Genomic DNA, 16,084 nt, shown 5'->3' with positions numbered 1-16,084 from the left:
CTCACAAGGGGGAGAAGGCGGAACTGAAGAAGCGCGACAGCCAGCCCATCTGGTTGCTGTCGGCCAGGGCGCCGCGACCGGCATAGGTAATGCGGGCATCGGCGATGCGCTGGGACGAGATGCGGTTGCTCTGGTCGATGTCCTCGACCCGCACCATGCCCCCCAGACGGATGTACTCATCCCCCTGGTTGAGGCGGATCCACTTCTCCCCCCGGATCCCCAGCACCCCGTTGGGCATCACTTCAGCCACGGTGACCGTGATGGCCCCCGCCAGAGTATTCTGCTGGCTGGAGGTCGCCCCGCCGTCGAAGTCGCGATCCGCCTTGATAGAGGCGCTCCAGTCCGGTCGGGAAACACCACCGATGGAAGGCACAGGCACGCTCAAATTGCTGTTCTTGTTCATGCTGGTGTTGGCCTTCTTGCTGGACTGGGTGCGCTCCTCCAGCATGACGGTCAGGATGTCGCCGACCCGGTAGGCACGGCGATCCTGGAACAGGGTCATCATGTAGTCGTTACGGTAGAGGCTGCCATCCTCCCCCACCCCGGCTTTCGTCAGCTCGGAGCGGGAAGGGGCCCACTTCTCGTCACCGGGCTCGGGGGCCTGCAACTCATAGGTGGAGCAGCCCCCCAGCAGCAGGGCGAGCACGACGCAATACCACACCGGCCTCATCATCACAGCGCCTGGGTCACGAACTTGAGCATCTGATCGGCGGAGGAGACCACCTTGGCATTCATCTCGTAGGCGCGCTGGGTGGTGATCATGTCCACCATCTCTTCCACCACGTTCACGTTGGAACTCTCCAGGGTGAACTGCTTGATGGCCCCCATGGCCTCTTCACCCGGGACCCCTTCGATGGCTTCACCGGAGGCACCGGTCGCCCGGTAGAGGTTGCCCCCCAGGGCTTCCAGACCGGCCGGGTTGGAGAAGTTGGTCAGGGTGATGCGCCCCAGCTCCACGTTCTCCTGCTGTCCCGGCAGGGTGGCGCTCACGGTGCCGTCGGTGCCGATGGCGATCTTGGTGGCGTTGTCCGGGATCTGGATCTGCGGCAGCATGGGCAGGCCGTCGGCATTGACCAGCAGCCCTTCCGCATTGCGGTGCCATTGACCGTTGCGGGTATAGGCCGTCTCGCCATCCGGGCGCTCGACGCTGAAGAAGCCGGCCCCCACCACCGCCATGTCCAGCTCCTGGTTGGTGTTCTGGAACTGCCCTGGCGTGAATACCTTCTGGGTGCCGACCACCCGCACACCGTTACCCATCTGGATGCCGATGGGGGACAGGTTCTGCTGATCCTGCTGGGCACCGGGCTGGCGCTGAACCTGATAGAACAGATCCTCGAACGCCACCCGATCGCGCTTGAAACCGACCGTGTTGACGTTGGCCAGGTTGTTGGAAATGCTGGCCATCTTGGCATCCTGTGCCGACAGACCCGTCTTGCTCACCCAAAGCGCTGCATGCATCTTCGTTTCTCCACCTGATTCGTTCGAACGGGGTGCATCCCGTCAGTATTCATTCCCGGCCGCCATGGCCGACCGTCAGCCCTGGCCAGAGATCAGCCTGGCACCCTGCCTGGCCTGCTCGTCCGCCGTCTTCATCAACTTGACCTGCAACTCGAAATTGCGGGTCAGGGACATGCTGCCGATCAGCTCGTCCACCGCGTTCACGTTGGCCCCCTCGAGGAAACCGGACGCCAGCACCACCTGCTCGCTGATCTCCGCATCCCCGCCCTGGCGCTGGCGGAACAGGCCGTCAGCCCCCTTGACCAGCTCGGCCGGATCCGGGTTCACCAGCTTGAGCCGGCCCACGTCCAGACGGGCACCGCCCCCCGGCGGGGTGATGCTGAGGGAGCCATCCTTGCCAAAGCTCAGATCCCGATAGGCGGGCAGCACCATCTCGCCGCCATCCCCGAGCACGGGACGGCCGTTGAGGGTCAGCAACCCCTCCCCGTCCACCTCCAGGTTGCCGGCGCGGGTGTAGGCCTCCTTGCCGTCTGCGGTCTGCACGGTGAGAAAACCGTCGCCGCGGATCGCCACGTCCAGCTTGCGGCCGGTCTGCATCAGAGCGCCCGCCCGAAAGTCGGTTCCCGCCTGCTCTTCCCTGGCCATGACCCGGCTCTGGTAGCCATCGCCGGTCAGGGCATAGGCGGACGCCCGCTCGAAGTCGGCACGAAAACCGGCGGTATTCACGTTGGCCAGGTTGTTGGCCCGGATCTGCTGGGCCATGAGGGTGTGTTGCGCCCCCGACATGGCGGTATAGATAAGCTTTTCCACGGATCACGCCTTAGAAGGAGTTGAACAGGACCTGGGTCATCTTGTCCGCCGAGCTGATGGTCTTGGCGTTGGCCTGGTAGTTGCGCTGGGAGGTCATCAGGCTGACCAGTTCCCCGGTCAAGTCGACGTTGGATGCCTCGTAGGCTCCCGCCGTCAGGCCGCCCAGGGTCCCGCTGCCCGGTGCCCCCAGCACGGGCTGGCCCGAGCTGAACGACTGCTGCCAGGTGGTGTTGTTGGCTTGCAGCAGGCCCTGGGGATTGGCGAAGTTCGCCATCACCACCTGACCCTGGAGCAGGCTCTGGCCGTTGGTGAAGGTGGCGTAGACGCCACCGTCCGCATCCACCCTGACCCCGGTCAGATCCCCGGCGGTATAGCCGTTGGACTGGTTGCGCGTGGCGTTGAAATCGGAGGCGTACTGGCTGACCCGGGCCAGATCGGCGGTGAGGGTGATGGGCTCGGCACCGGCGGGGGCCAGGTTCAGCACGGGGGCCGTGGTCGGCGACTTCAGGGTGCCGTTGGTGTTGAACTCCATGGTCACCGGCGCACCTGTCTGGGTCCCGTTGAAGGCATAGTTGACCTGCCAGGTGTTCTCGCCGGTCTTTACGAAATACTGGGTGACGGTGTGCTCGACCCCGAGAGAGTCATACACCTTGCTGGACTGGGAGTAGCTGAAGCTGTCCGCCTTGGCGGGATCGAAGGGGTGCAGCCCCTGGTCGATGACACTGGCGTCCGCCTTGAGGTTCGCCACGAACTCCAGGGTGTCAGACGGCTTGGCCGCCAGGCTGCCCGCCTTGACCTGAATGTCACCCACCACGCCGGATTGCAGCTCACCCGCATCATTGGTCACATAACCCTGCAGACGGTTGCCGCTGGCGGTGATCAGGTAGTTGCTGGCATCACGCTGAAACAGGCCGGCCCGGGTATAGGAGGTCTGACCGTTGTCATCCTTGAGCACGAAGAAGCCGTTGCCGGAGATGGCCAGATCCAGGCCCCGCCCGGTACGGGTCACATCCCCGTTGCGATCGAAGTTCTGGGAGACGTTGCTCATCTCCACGCCGCCGGCCTGGCCGCCACCGTAGATGGCGGCAAACTCGGCACGGCTGGACTTGAAACCGGCGGTGCTGGCGTTGGCCACGTTGTTGCTGATGACGCTCAATTCCTGGTTGACGGCGCGCAGGCCACTCAGTCCGATATTAAAAGACATGTTTCGCTCCTATCTGGTTACGCCGACTTGCCAAACTGGACGGCGCTGAACAGGGGAACCTCCCCCACGCCTGCCACTTGCAGCATGATCTCGCCCGTGCCCGGCAAGCTGACACGCTCCACCTGGCTGGCTACATAATTGCGGGTGGTGGTGGCGACTCCCCCCAGGGAAGCCTTCACCTCGAAGCTGTATTCGCCAGCGGGCAGTACCGGCAATTCGTAATCCAGTGCCCCCGCCTTGCTCTCGCCCCAGTTCTTGGTGGCGACCAGGGTGCCGTGCTTGTCATAGACCTTGAGCTCGACCGTGTCGGCCGCGCCGCCCAGCTCCACCTGACCGCGGATCGCCTTCTCCTGCTCCTGGCCAAGGGTCTGGCTCGGCACCATCACTTCCTTGTCGATGAGATCCGTGCTCTGGAGCACCTGCTGGGTGTCCATCATGTTGATGGACTTCTGCTGCAGCACTTTCAGGCTCTCGACCCCTTCCACCATGCTGAACTGGGCCAGCTGGGTAACGTACTGGGCACCATCCAGGGGGTTGGTGGGATCCTGGTTCTGGATCTGGGCCACCATCATCTGGAGGAATTCGTTGCGAAGCTGGACCCCCTGCCCCTCGGAAGTACCGTTGGCGGCGATCTCAGGGGTGGCGGCGCGCTGGCTGGCACTGCGGGCGGTATCCAGGCTGCTGACTTGAGGCAGGCTCATTTACACCCCCTGACCAAGACGCAGCAGCCCTTGCTGCATGCTGTTGATGCGGTTGATCACCTCGACCGAGGTCTCGAATCCCCGGGAGGCGCTCATCATGTCCGCCATCTCTTCCACCGCGTTGACGTTGGAGTAGTAAACGAAGCCATCCCCGTCGGCCAGGGGATTGGTCGGCTCCAGACGTTTCTCCACCTGGCGGTCAGACTGGACGATACCGGCGATCTGCACCTGGGCGGCCCCCAGCCCCTCGGCCTCCTGCACCCGCTGATAGAGGGTGGAGAAGACGGGCTTGATGGCGCGGAAGGCGGCCTCTTCGCTGCCGGCGGCGCTGTCGACGTTGGCGAGGTTGGAAGCCACGGTGTCAAGGCGGACGGTCTGCGCCCGCATGGCGCTGCCGGCGATGTCATAGATGCGATTGAACGACATGATTAACGGCCCTCGATCGCCTTGGCGATCCCGGTGATTTTCATATTCAGGAAGGTGAGACTGGTCTGGAAGTCAGTGGCATTGCTGGCAAACTTGCTCTGCTCCACGCTGAGCTCTGCGGTGTTGCCATCCATGGAGACCTGATAGGGTATGCGGTAGAGGGGATGTTGCATGTCATTGCCCATGGTGCCCTCGCTGATGGTGCTGCCCGGCTCTCCTGCCTCCACCTGCCGGGCGACCCGGCCGAGGATGGCCTTGTAATCCACATCCCGTGCCAGATAGCCCGGGGTATCCACATTGGCCAAGTTCCCTGCCAGAATACGAGCCCTGTCTGCCCGCACATCGAGGGCATAGGGGTGTACGCCAAGCGCACTGTCAAATGAGATACTCATGCTTCATCCTTCTTGTGAACCAGTCAGACCGGTGCATCCTTTATCAAGACTCATGCCAATCATGAAAAACCGTTGTTTCCGCTGGTCAGGCCATCCCCCCAGTCTGACAAGAGTGACAAAAGGGGAAGCATTGTTTCCCATAGGGAAGCGAGCAGGTCTCTTTGCCCTGCTGCTCCTGGCACTCCCTTCGTGGGCGGCCCCTTCGTCGCTGTCGCAGCAGTTGACCGACGGTCTGAGGGCGGATGCCGAAACGGCACTGGGGGAGTATCAGCGCCAGCAAGGCTGGCCAGAGACCCGGGCCGACTATCAGGTCTGGCTCTCCCCCGCCGTGGCCCACCTGCCGGCATGTCGTCAGGCGGTTCGCTTCCAGGCTGGCGGGCAGTATCGCCAGCCCTGGGGGCGGCGCCCCTATCTGGTGGAATGTACCGAGCCCGCCTGGCAATTGCGGGCCCGGGTGGAGGTCACCCTGATGTTGCCGGTCTGGGTGGCGGCACGGGACATCCCCAAGGGACATGTCATCGCCCCGGAGGATCTGCTGGAGAAATCCCTCGATGCCAGCCGGTTGCAGCGGGGCTTCACCCACAGCTCGCAGCCCCTGGCAGGCAGCAAGAGCCTTCGCCATCTGAGGATGGGGCAACTGGTCGGTGAACTCGATCTGCAACAGGCCTGGGCCGTCCGGGCAGGGGAAGGGGTGCTGATCCGGGCCGGGCAACCGGGCTTTTCCGCCACGACCCGTGGAACGGCCTTGTCAAACGGCGCCATCGGTGAAGGGGTGAGGGTCAGGAATCTCGGCTCCGGCAAAGAGATCCAGGCCTGGGTGGTTGACAAGGGGGAAGTCGAAACCCGCTTTTAGCGCAGAAATGGCGAGTTTGATTCAAGTTCGGCCACCTCAGGGTCGCCTGTCACAAGAGAGACCACCAGGAATTCACGTTATGAAAATCACACGCACCGACCCTGTCTACGTTCAACCCCAGTCTCAGCGCAAGGCGGGAGCCACACCGGCACCTCAGCCCCAGGCCAGCCAGGGGGAAGCCAGGATCAGCGCCACCGCCCAAACCATCAATCAGGCGAGGGTCGAGCTGGCCTCCACCTCTGATGTGGACATGGAGAAGGTCAACCAGATCCGCCAGGCCATCAGCGAGGGTCGGCTCGAACTGGACATGGATGCCCTGAGCCAGGCCATCCTGGACATGCATCGCCGATGAGTCTGCCTCCCAAACAACGGATCCAGCAGTTGATCATCGGCATCCGGCAGGATTGTGGCCGCTACGCCGACCTGCTGCAGTTGCTGCTCAATCAGTACCGTCTGCTGGCAAGCCACGACGTGGCCGGGCTGACGGAACACAACCGGCAACAGACCCGGCTCATGGGCGAGATCCAGCACCAGGTCAGGCTGCGCTGCGAACATCTCCAGGCATTGGGGCTCAAGCCTGACGAACGGGGCATGGCCATCCTCATCGGCAAGCTCCCCTCCCCGCTACGCCAGCAAGTGGACGAGCAGTGGCAGCGGCTGGAGCAGTTGCTGCTACAATGCCGCCGCCAGAACGAGCAGAACGGCCGCCTGCTGGCAGGCCAGATAGAGACCATCCACACCCTGCTGGGCCAGGAGTCATCCTATGGCAGGCAGGAGCACTTCCCCGACTGACCCTTTACGTTCCCTGCCGGGCACGATGACCCAGTGCGGCGAGTTCGTCGAGCTGTCGCTGCTCACCTGACTCCTGACGCTGACGGGCCGCCAGGGCCCGCTTGTCCAGCAACAGCTCCAGCCCCTTGACCCGACCGAACTGCCTGACGAGCTGCCCCTCGTGATGAGCCAAATCCTGGCTGGCAAGCGCACACTGCTGCAACTGGTGGGTCAGCAGGTGGCGAAGCTGCCCCTGCATCTGCTGCTTGTTCTGCCACAGCAGGGGATGAAAGCTCGACGAGCCCGGATGCATCGTCTCGATGACCTCCTGCAGCCTGAGGGCTCGGTTCTCCTCCTTCATCGCCACCTCGCGCAGACGCTGCCGCTCCTTGCCCATGGCCTCCAGGGCATCCTGCTGCAGACCGAGATAGGATTTCAGCACGACGCCTCCTTACGCCCTGCCGAGCACATGCTTGAGACCGCCCAGCACCTGGGTGATGGGCGTCTCTTCCTGAATGCCCTGCTGCAGGAAGCTGGCGATGGCAGGATAGCGCTGGACCGCCTCGTCCATCTGGGGATCCGCCCCGGGCTGATAACCCCCCAGGGGCAGCAACTCACGCACCTGCTGGTAACGGCCCCAGAGCTGGCGCAGATTCACCGCCAGCCCCTGCCATTCGGGAGAGACCACCTGAGGCATCACCCGGCTCACCGAGGCACCGATGTCGATGGCGGGATAGTGCCCCTCCTCCGCCAGGCGGCGGGTCAGCACGATGTGACCATCGAGAATGGCCCTGGCGGAATCCACCACGGGATCCTGCTGGTCATCCCCTTCCGCCAGCACGGTATAGAAGGCGCTCAGGCTGCCCTCGGGGTGCGTGCCGTTGCCCGCCCGCTCCACCAGCTGGGTGAGCAGGCTGAACACCGAGGGCGGATAGCCGCGGGTCGCAGGGGGTTCGCCGATGGCCAGCGCGATTTCCCGCTGGGCCTGGGCGTAGCGGGTCAGGGAGTCCATCAGCAGCAACACATCCTGACCCTGTTCGCGGAAATATTCGGCGATGCGGTGGCACAGCTGGGCGGCGCGCAGCCGCATCAGGGGGGATTGATCCGCCGGTGCCGCGATCACCACGGCGCGGGCAAGCCCCTCGCTGCCCAGGCTGTGTTCGATGAACTCCCGCACCTCCCGGCCACGCTCGCCGATGAGCCCCACCACCACGATGCGGGCGCTGGTATTGCGGGTCATCATGCCGAGCAGCATGCTCTTGCCCACACCGGAACCGGCAAACAGTCCCAGACGCTGACCCTTGCCCACCGTCAGCAGGCCATTGATGGCCCGGATGCCCACGTCGAGCGGCTCGCGCACCGGGGTGCGCAACAGGGGATTGGGAGGGGAGGAAAACAGGGGAACCCGTTCCCCTTCCTCTTTCAGGGGACGGCCGTCCAGCGGTTGCAGCAGGCCATCCACGACCCGGCCAAGCAGATGCTCGCCGACCCGGATGGTCTCCTCTCCGTCGACGGGCAGCACCCGGGCGCCGGCATAGAGACCGCTCATGGGCTGGAGCGGCATCAGGTAGGAAATGTCCCGGTTGAAGCCGACCACTTCCGCCAGCAGGGCGGCGCCGGTGGCGGTCTCCACCTCGCAGCGCTGCCCCATGATGAGCTGGCACCCCACGACTTCCAGAGTCAGGCCGGTCACGCGCACCAACCTGCCATAACGACGATAGCCGGGCACCTCCTCCAGGCTATCGAGGGCACAGGTCAGCGCCTGTTGCAGCGCATCATGCATCCGAAGAGAGTTCCAGGGTCTGGTTGAGTTGTTCTATGCAGCGGCCGAGGCGCTCCCCCGTGTTGATCTCGACCACCGCGGCCCGTGTCTCGATGCGGGCGTCCCCCACGGCCAGTGCCGGGTCCACCTGCAACGGCCACTTCTCGCAGCGGGTCACCCCCTGCTCGGCCAGGCGCTGCCGATCTCCTTCGTTGAGGTAGATCACCAGCTCTTCCGACTCGCTCGGCAGACTGGCCATGGCCTGCTCCACCTGCTGGAGCACCTGCTGGGGATTGAGGGTGAACTCGGCCTGGATCACGCGCTTGGCCACCTGGGCCACCAGCTGGGCGACCAGGGCCTTCTGTTCCAGCATCCGGGCCCGGGTCAGGGATTCCCACTGCTGCTGCAACGTTGCAAAGGGCACCATGGCCTCATCGAAGGCGGCACGTCCCTCGGCCAGCCCCTGGGCCAGACCGCGCACCTGTCCCTGTTGCAGCCCCTTGGCCTCCCCCTCGAACAGGCCACTGGCCAGCCCCTGCTGGTAACCGGCCTGATACCCTTCCGCCTGTCCCTGCTCCAGCCCCTGCTGGTAGCCGTATTCGAACTCTTCCTGCTGGCTTCTGGCCTCTTCCCCGCTCTGGCCCAGCGCCGGGAAGCGGTAGAGACGGGTGGCACCTGCCGCCAGTTTGCGCACATGCTGACTCATGCCTGTCTCCTGTTAACTGACGGTGGGCTCTTCGAACAGCTGGAACTCGATCTCGCCCTGCTCCACCAGCTCGCGCACCAGCTTCATGGCCTCTTCCCGGGCCTGCTCCACCTTGCGCAGGGAGACGCTGCCCTGATCCTGGATCTGGGCCTCCAGTGCCTGTGCCATCCGTTTGGGCATGGCGCCAAGCACCACCTTGCGGAAACCGGCATCGGTGTTCTTCAGGGCCAGGGCCAGCAGATCCGCCGGCAGCTCCTGCACCAGACGTTGCAGGGTATCGTCGCTCTGGCGACGCAGGGCCATGAAGTCGAACATGTTCTTCTCGATTTCGAGGGCCAGCTCACCATCGTGCTCCCGCAGCAGAGTGAGCATCTGCTCCTTGTTTCCCTGATAGCGATTGAGGATATCGGCCACCTGGCGCACCCCGTTGACCTTGGCGCCGGACTGATCGGCCACATAGGCGAGGCAGCGATCCAGGGTGAGCCGCAGCTCACCAAGCACGTGTTCGCTGACCGAGCTGAGGCTCGCGACCCGCACCAGCAGATCGTCGTGCACCGACCCCGGCAGGGCATCGAGCACGGCAGAGGCGGTCTGGGGGGGCAGGAAGGCGAGCAAGACAGCCTGCATCTGGGGATGCTCATTGCGGAAGAAGCGGGCCAGCACATCCGCCGGCACCCATTGCAGGCGCTGGATGTCCTGGCTCATCGCATCGCCATAGAGGCTGTCGAGCAGGCTGCGGGAAAGCCGCTGGCCCAGCGCCAGATCCAGGGTCTGTTCCAGATATTCCCGGGAGGCGCTGCCGATGCCGCTCTGCTCGCGATACTGGTTGAAGAACTGCTGCAGGGTCCACTTGGCTTCTATCGAACTCACGCCGGAGAGGCTGGCCATCTTGGAGATGAGGCGCTGCACTTCGTCGCGGGACAACTTCTGCATCACCTTGGCCGCCGCCTCGGTGCCCATGCTCAGCAGCAGGATCGCGGCTTTTTCCAGATTGTCGATGTCGATGTCGACCGCGTTCTGATTCAGATTAACGTTGCTCATTGCCACTCACCCATTGTCTGACCACTTCCGCCACCCGGGCCGTGTCCTTGTCTACCAGCAGTTGCAGGTGCTTGAGCTGGACTTCCAGCTCGGAACCCGGTTCGGGCAGCGCCTCCAGATCCAGGGAGGAGAACTGGGGCTCGAGCCGGAACTCGGACTGAGACTGGGACAGGCTCTTGCCCGTCGCAGACTCTTCCAGTTCCCCATCCCCTTCCCGGCGCATGGAGAGGCCCATGGTTGGCTCCTGCTCCTCGTCCGGCTCCTGTGCGGCATCAGTGTCGGGATATTGCTGGGTACGCACCAGGTGCTTCACCAGAGGACGGATGCCGAAGAACACCAGGGTCAGCCCCAGCAAACCACCCACCAGGTAACGCAGGGAGTCTTGCCAGTAAGGGGTTTCCAGCCAGCTCGACGCTGGCGGCTCCACCGGCACCGCACCGGTGAAATCGAAGACCTGCAGGCTGATCTGGTCGCCACGGGAGCCGTCAAAGCCCACCGAACGCTCCACCATCTGGCGGATCTGCTCGAGCTGTTCCGGGCTCCACCCCTCCTTGGGAGCGCTCTGCTGATTGAGCAGGATGGAGACATTCATTTTCTCCAGTCGTCCCTGCTGATAGCGGGTATGCACTATGGTGCGGCTGCTTTCATACTGCCTGCTGACTTCCTGCCGCTCGGTGCGGGTATCGTTCTTGGCAGGCTCCTGGGCAGCATTCCCCTCGGTGGCGGCCTGATCGGTCTTGGGAGCGGTTTCGGGCGGTCGATTGGAGAGCGCACCGGGGATACCGAGGGCCAGGGCATCAATGGTCTTGTCCGATTTGTTGGACTCCCTGGTCACCACGGCATTGGGATCGAGCTGTTGCTGGGTCTCTTCCACCGCATTGAAATTGACGTCCGCGGCGATCTGCACCCGGAAGTTGCCCGTGCCCAGCATGGGGGAGAGCATGTCGCTGGCACGCTGGCGAATGTACTGCTCCAGCTTGCGCACATATTCCATCTGCTGGACGCTCTGCTTGCCGAAACCGGCCTTGTCGCCGAGCTCGGCACTCAGCAGCTGGCCGCTTTGATCCACCACGGTGACGGCCCCGGGCTTCATGCCGGAGATACTGCCCGCCACCAGGTTGGCAATCGCCTCGACCTGGCCCGGCTCCATGGTCTGGCCCGGTTGCAGATCCAGCATCACGGACGCGCTGGGTTTTTCCTCGTCGCGCCCCACGAACAGGGTCCGCTTCGGAATGGCCAGATGTACCCGGGCACTGCGCACTGCATCCAGGGAGATGATGGTTCTGGCCAGCTCCCCTTCCAGGGCATGGCGGTAGCGCGCCCCTTCCATGAACTCGCTGGTGCCAAGGCCGGTGACATTGTCGAGCCCCTCCAGGCCGGACGGCATGGCCGCCCTCACGCCCCGCGCGGCCAGCGCCATGCGGATGTGGGCCAACTGGCTTTCAGGTACCAGGATCTGGCCGGAGCTTTTCTCCAGCCGGAAGGGTACCTGCTCCTTCTCCAGCATCTCCATGATGTTGGCGGTGTCGTAAAGCTCCTGCTTGCCGTAGAGGGGCACGTAATTCTTGCTGGAGGTCCAGAGGATGACCACTATGGTGGCGGCAACCACGGCGGCCAGCAGCGCGATGGTCAGAATGGATTTGTTGTCGCGAGACAGGGTACGCCAGTTGCGCACCCCGTCCTGCACCCGGGCCAGCAGGGAGCCCGACGCCCCAGGTGCGGAGGATACCAGTTCAGTCATGATCAACCTCAGAGCGGCATGCGCATGATGTCATCAAAGCCCGTCATCAGTTTGTTGCGCACCTGCATCAGGGCGGAAAAACTGAGACCGGCCTTCTGGCTGGCCACCATGGCCCCCACCAGATCGTCGCTCTGACCCGCATCGACGGCGGTCATCAATCGGGAGGCGATGTTCTGCTGCTCGTTGACGCGGCCGACGACGTCGCGCATGGCGTCGCTGAACGAGACGCCTGACGCCTCGTTCGGTTCGATGGAAGGGGCTTGACTGGCGACTCGCTGCATTTCCTGCATCTGCTGCAGGAGCGTCACCTGTGATGACATGATCTCAATCTTCACTCGGTTATCCCTTAGTTTTGTATCTGCTGCTCGACATCGATGCCCTGCTCGCGCATGGCAGCCAGCTTGTATCTAAGTGCCCGGGTCGTCATTCCGAGGGCTTCGGCCGTGCGTGTCCGGTGACCACGGAAACGGCGCAACGTCTCAAGGACGAATTGAAATTCAGCATGCCGCTTGGTCTCGCTGAGCCCCTCGGGGGCCGCAAGCGCCTGCGGTTGCGGGGTGTCGGCTTCGGCGGCGTAATGGGGCAACATCAGATCGACGGCCTGAATATGCAAGCCGCGAGCCATAATTAGCGCTCGCTGAATCACGTTGTCCAGTTCACGCACATTGCCAGGCCAGTCATAGGAGAGCAGTTGCTGACGGGCACTCTCGCCGAGGCGATACCCCTGCTGTGCGGCGTAGCGTTCGATGAAGTATTCCGCCAGAGGCAGGATGTCATCCCGTCTCTCCCGCAGTGCCGGCCAGCTCATGGGAAGCACGTCGAGCCGGTAGAAAAGGTCCTCGCGAAACGCGCCCTGCAGCACCAGCTCCCTCAGGTCCCGGTTGCTGGCGGCGATGATCCGCACATCCAGCGCGATCACCTGATGACTGCCGAGGCGTTCCACCTCTTTCTCCTGCAACACCCGCAGCAACTTGGCCTGCAGCGCCAGCGGCAGTTCGGAGATCTCGTCGAGTAGCAGAGTACCGCCCTGGGCCAGCTCGAATTTTCCCTGCTGGTTGGCGGTTGCCCCGGTGAAGGCCCCCTTGCTGTGTCCGAACAGGATGGATTCGAGCATGGCTTCCGGGATGGCCGCACAGTTGATGGCCACGAAAGGCTTGCCGGCCCGGCTGGACATCTCGTGGATGTAGCGAGCCAGTCGCTCCTTGCCTGTCCCGGATTCGCCACCGATGAGGATGGTGGCCGATGTCTTGGCTGCCCGCCGGGCAAGCTGCAACACCTGCAGGCTCTGGGGAGACGTGGCGATCAGATTGGGAATGGCCTGGCGCAGGCGCAGGGCCCCTCTCACCACATCGAGGATCTGGCGCTGGCTGAAGGGCTTGATGATGTAGTCGATGGCGCCGGCCCGCATGGCTTCCGCCGCCAGGTAGGCCTGATGCTCGTTGACCAGAATGACGCAGTCGGTCCCTGCCAGCGTCTGCACCATGGCGGGCCCGGCCTCGGTCATGACCGCCATGTCGAGCAGAATGAGATCGACCGCATTGTTCGAGAGAAATTGCTTGGCCAGCGACACGGAATCGACACAGGAAACACGATAACCGGCACTGAGCAATATACGATCAACATCGTTTCCATTTGATAACGAAGCGGAAACTAATAATAAATGAGCATGCGTTTCAATACCGGTCGGTATTGAATTTTCCTTGCTAGATAAATCAGAAAACATATATCCCGAACCTGTGATTGCACATGAATCAATCAACAGAACTGATGCGTGAAAAATAAAGACACACAAATAGAGACCGCACCCGTTATTGAGTGAATGGTCTGTATCGGTATAAAAACAAGGCGGGAAATCATGGCCTTGGTAACCCCGCTATCATTAGCATCAATGCTGTTAGACCGGAGGCTTTGCGTCCTGACTTTTCAGTTCAGTTTGCCTTTATCATGCGACGACCCGTATTTGGATGGCATGGCTACGTTGTCCCTGAAGCCATGTGATACATCCGACTATTTCTATTTTTTCTTTGCTGTCAGTATGTATCGCGTCAAAAGTCGTCACATGATAGCGGCTTTATATGACAATTCAAGCAGATATGCGGAATAGGCGCTTCCTGTCCCTGTGACGCCAAGGCAATTCCACTTCAGCCCAGAGTCCCGATGACTTCGACTCGCAAATCTTCCGGTATCTCGTTATAGGAGAGCACCTTGAGGCCTTTCGAGAAGGAACGGGCATAACGGGCTATCAGCGGTCTGAGCTGGGGCATCACCACCAGCACGGGCGCATATCCCTGTTGCTGCAGTTGCTCCTTCACCAGCGGCATGTTCTGCTGCAACTGCGCCAGCAACTGGGGATCCACCGGGAAGCTGTCCAGCTGGATCTTGCCCTGCTGCTGTGACTGGCTCATGGCCGTCAGCAGGGTCTGCTCCAGCCGGTCATCCAGGGTGAAGGCCGCCAGCACGTCGCGGGACCCTATCGCCTGTCTGACGATCTGGCGCTTCAGTGCGCAGCGCACATCGGACGCCAACAGGACGGGATCCTTGGTCAGCTCGCTCGCATCCAGCAAGGTGGTGGCGATGGTGCGGATGTCGGTGAGGCTGATCTGCTCCTTGAGCAACTGGCGGAAGACCCGCAGCTGCTGCATCTGGGTCAGGGCCAGATTGAGCTCTTCCGCAAGACGGGGGGACTGGGCCGCCAGATGCTGACCCAGCTTGCCCACCTCGTCATGACCAAACAGGCCGTCGAGCTGGTCCCTGAGCAGCTTGCTGGCGTGAGTCGCGATGACGGTGGCGGAATCCACCACCGAGTAGCCCAGATTGAGGGCCTTGGCCTTGTTGTCCGGCGAAATCCAGACCGCACTCATGCCATAGGCAGGATCCTGTGTCAGCTCGCCATCCAGGGCGCCATAGGTTTCACCGCTGCTGATGGCCATCAACCGCTGGCAATCCACATTGCCCGAGGCCAAAGGGATGCCGGAGAGCTTGATGCGGTACTGGTCCGGCTGCAATTGCAGGTTGTCCCTCACCCGGATCTCGGGCAGCAGGAAGCCGTACTGCTCGGAGAGTGTCTTGCGAATACCGCGCACCCGGGCCAGCAGCTCGGCCCCCTTGTCCGCCTCCGCCAGCGGTACCAGGCGATAACCCAGTTCGATGGCGACCGCATCCACCGGGGGCAGGTCCTGCCACTCCAGTCCCTGGGGCTCCGGCTGCACCATCTGGCGCGTCAGCGCCTCGGCCGCATCCAGCGCGGGATCCTGCACCCGGCGCTTGCTGACGCTCCAGCCGGTCCAGGCCAGCACGGCCGCAAAGCTGAGGAAGGCCAGCATGGGCATGCCGGGAACCAGCCCCAGGATCAGCATGACGGTAGCCGCCGTGTAGATCACCCGAGGAGAGGCCAGGATCTGCTGGCCAACCTGATCCGACATCTCCCCTTCGTCACTCACGCGGGTGACGATGATGGCTGCCGCCGTGGACATCAGCAGGGAGGGGATCTGGGCGACCAGACCGTCACCTATGGTGAGCAGGGCATAGATGCGGAAGGCATCGGAAACCGGCAGCGAGTGCTGGAAGATGCCGATGGCCAGGCCCCCTACCAGGTTGATGATGAGCACCAGCAGACCGGCGATGGCATCACCACGTACGAACTTGGAGGCCCCGTCCATGGCCCCGTAGAAGTCTGCTTCCCTGGCGATCTCCTCCCGTCTTGCCCGGGCCTGGTGCTGATCCAGGGTCCCTGCATTGAGGTCGGCGTCGATGGCCATCTGCTTGCCCGGCATGGCGTCCAGGGTGAAGCGGGCGGACACTTCCGAGATCCGCTCGCCCCCCTTGGTGATCACCACGAAGTTGATGATCATCAGAATGACGAAGACCACCAGACCCACCACGTAGTTGCCACCGATGACCACTTCGCCGAAGGCCTGGATCACCTTGCCGGCCGCTTCGTTGCCCTCATGGCCGTGCAGCAGCACCACCCGGGTGGAGGCGACGTTGAGGGAGAGCCGCATCAGGGTCGCCACCAGCAGCACGGTCGGGAAGACGGAGAAGTCGAGGGGCCGGCGGGCCGAGACGGAGACCAGCAGCACCAGCACCGCCAGCACGATGTTGAAGGTGAACAGGGCATCCAGCAGCCAGCCTGGCAGAGGCAGTATCATCATCGCCAGGATGGCCAGCAGCATCATGGGGATGGCTGTATAGGATTGGGTAAAGACACGCCAGTTCACAA

General features: G+C 63.0%; 18 protein-coding genes and 1 riboswitch. Of the genes, 3 read left to right on the top strand and 15 right to left on the bottom strand.

The genetic code is table 11. From position 1 onward, the window contains the following. Window position 1: 1 nt before the first annotated feature. From flgH to lfgB, 7 genes are all read right to left on the bottom strand, one after another. Window positions 2-673, bottom strand: a complete 672-nt coding sequence (gene flgH, locus AB5Y59_RS11630) for a flagellar basal body L-ring protein FlgH (RefSeq protein ID WP_041211814.1) — start codon at window positions 671-673, stop codon at window positions 2-4. Further along, window positions 673-1,458, bottom strand: a complete 786-nt coding sequence (lfgG, locus tag AB5Y59_RS11625) for a lateral flagellar basal-body rod protein LfgG (protein WP_041211815.1) — start codon at window positions 1,456-1,458, stop codon at window positions 673-675. Before lfgG ends, flgH begins: the two co-directional genes overlap by 1 nt. Before the next feature lie 75 nt (window positions 1,459-1,533). Next, window positions 1,534-2,268: a lateral flagellar basal-body rod protein LfgF gene (gene lfgF / locus AB5Y59_RS11620; RefSeq protein ID WP_041214015.1), complete on the bottom strand. Its 735-nt coding sequence runs from the start codon at window positions 2,266-2,268 to the stop codon at window positions 1,534-1,536. 10 nt (window positions 2,269-2,278) lie between these two features. Continuing rightward, window positions 2,279-3,472 carry a lateral flagellar hook protein FlgEL gene (gene flgEL, locus AB5Y59_RS11615; RefSeq protein ID WP_041211817.1) on the bottom strand — a complete coding sequence of 398 codons (1,194 nt, stop codon included), beginning with the start codon at window positions 3,470-3,472 and terminating at the stop codon, window positions 2,279-2,281. A gap of 17 nt (window positions 3,473-3,489) precedes the next feature. Further along, a complete protein-coding gene (locus AB5Y59_RS11610; RefSeq protein WP_042015076.1) occupies window positions 3,490-4,173 on the bottom strand; it encodes a flagellar hook assembly protein FlgD in 684 nt (227 codons plus the stop codon). Next, a complete protein-coding gene (flgCL, locus tag AB5Y59_RS11605) occupies window positions 4,174-4,599 on the bottom strand; it encodes a lateral flagellar basal body rod protein FlgCL (RefSeq protein WP_041211819.1) in 426 nt (141 codons plus the stop codon). It abuts the gene before it with no gap. A gap of 2 nt (window positions 4,600-4,601) precedes the next feature. Continuing rightward, window positions 4,602-4,991, bottom strand: coding sequence for a lateral flagellar basal body rod protein LfgB (gene lfgB / locus AB5Y59_RS11600; protein WP_041211820.1), 390 nt, complete (start codon window positions 4,989-4,991; stop codon window positions 4,602-4,604). A 61-nt stretch (window positions 4,992-5,052) separates the two neighbouring features. Between lfgB and lfgA the strand changes: the two genes are divergently transcribed. The 3 genes from lfgA to flgN all read left to right on the top strand — a co-directional run bounded on the left by lfgA (window position 5,053) and on the right by flgN (window position 6,636). Continuing rightward, window positions 5,053-5,844 carry a lateral flagellar basal body P-ring formation protein LfgA gene (lfgA, locus tag AB5Y59_RS11595; protein WP_368212008.1) on the top strand — a complete coding sequence of 264 codons (792 nt, stop codon included), beginning with the start codon at window positions 5,053-5,055 and terminating at the stop codon, window positions 5,842-5,844. A 79-nt stretch (window positions 5,845-5,923) separates the two neighbouring features. Next, window positions 5,924-6,196, top strand: a complete 273-nt coding sequence (gene flgM / locus AB5Y59_RS11590) for a flagellar biosynthesis anti-sigma factor FlgM (RefSeq protein ID WP_041211822.1) — start codon at window positions 5,924-5,926, stop codon at window positions 6,194-6,196. After that, the gene (gene flgN / locus AB5Y59_RS11585; RefSeq protein ID WP_042015073.1) at window positions 6,193-6,636 is read left to right on the top strand and encodes a flagellar protein FlgN; all 444 of its coding nucleotides are present in this window, start codon (window positions 6,193-6,195) and stop codon (window positions 6,634-6,636) included. The genes flgM and flgN overlap by 4 nt, the downstream gene beginning before the upstream one ends. A 4-nt stretch (window positions 6,637-6,640) precedes the next feature. Here the strand turns inward: flgN and lfiJ are convergent, their stop codons facing one another. The 8 genes from lfiJ to lfhA form a co-directional block, all read right to left on the bottom strand. Further along, entirely contained in the window at window positions 6,641-7,057 is a 417-nt protein-coding gene (lfiJ, locus tag AB5Y59_RS11580; RefSeq protein ID WP_201890386.1) for a lateral flagellar protein LfiJ, read from the bottom strand. A 9-nt stretch (window positions 7,058-7,066) separates the two neighbouring features. After that, window positions 7,067-8,398 carry a lateral flagellar FliI-like assembly ATPase LfiI gene (gene lfiI, locus AB5Y59_RS11575; RefSeq protein ID WP_041214019.1) on the bottom strand — a complete coding sequence of 444 codons (1,332 nt, stop codon included), beginning with the start codon at window positions 8,396-8,398 and terminating at the stop codon, window positions 7,067-7,069. Continuing rightward, window positions 8,391-9,083: a lateral flagellar assembly protein FliH gene (gene lfiH, locus AB5Y59_RS11570; protein ID WP_041211826.1), complete on the bottom strand. Its 693-nt coding sequence runs from the start codon at window positions 9,081-9,083 to the stop codon at window positions 8,391-8,393. The genes lfiI and lfiH overlap by 8 nt, the downstream gene beginning before the upstream one ends. Before the next feature lie 12 nt (window positions 9,084-9,095). Next, window positions 9,096-10,124, bottom strand: coding sequence for a lateral flagellar motor switch protein FliGL (gene fliGL / locus AB5Y59_RS11565; protein ID WP_041211827.1), 1,029 nt, complete (start codon window positions 10,122-10,124; stop codon window positions 9,096-9,098). Then, window positions 10,111-11,865 (bottom strand): lateral flagellar M-ring protein FliFL, encoded by a 1,755-nt coding sequence (fliFL, locus tag AB5Y59_RS11560; RefSeq protein WP_128312869.1) that lies wholly within the window; start codon window positions 11,863-11,865, stop codon window positions 10,111-10,113. The genes fliGL and fliFL overlap by 14 nt, the downstream gene beginning before the upstream one ends. Before the next feature lie 8 nt (window positions 11,866-11,873). After that, a complete protein-coding gene (gene lfiE / locus AB5Y59_RS11555) occupies window positions 11,874-12,200 on the bottom strand; it encodes a lateral flagellar hook-basal body complex protein LfiE (protein WP_128271445.1) in 327 nt (108 codons plus the stop codon). Between the two features lie 11 nt (window positions 12,201-12,211). Then, window positions 12,212-13,474 (bottom strand): lateral flagellar response regulator transcription factor LafK, encoded by a 1,263-nt coding sequence (gene lafK / locus AB5Y59_RS11550; RefSeq protein WP_286700740.1) that lies wholly within the window; start codon window positions 13,472-13,474, stop codon window positions 12,212-12,214. 251 nt (window positions 13,475-13,725) lie between these two features. Further along, a riboswitch (cyclic di-GMP riboswitch) is annotated at window positions 13,726-13,813 on the bottom strand. A 193-nt stretch (window positions 13,814-14,006) separates the two neighbouring features. Further along, window positions 14,007-16,082, bottom strand: a complete 2,076-nt coding sequence (gene lfhA, locus AB5Y59_RS11545) for a lateral flagellar biosynthesis protein LfhA (protein WP_139737877.1) — start codon at window positions 16,080-16,082, stop codon at window positions 14,007-14,009. Window positions 16,083-16,084: the final 2 nt, after the last annotated feature.

It is taken from the genome of Aeromonas sp. s10 (assembly GCF_040907975.1).
In the GTDB taxonomy this organism is placed as follows: Bacteria; Pseudomonadota; Gammaproteobacteria; order Enterobacterales; family Aeromonadaceae; genus Aeromonas; species Aeromonas caviae.
Note: the sequence above shows the minus strand (reverse complement) of the source record. Positions and strands in the feature narration are given on the sequence as shown.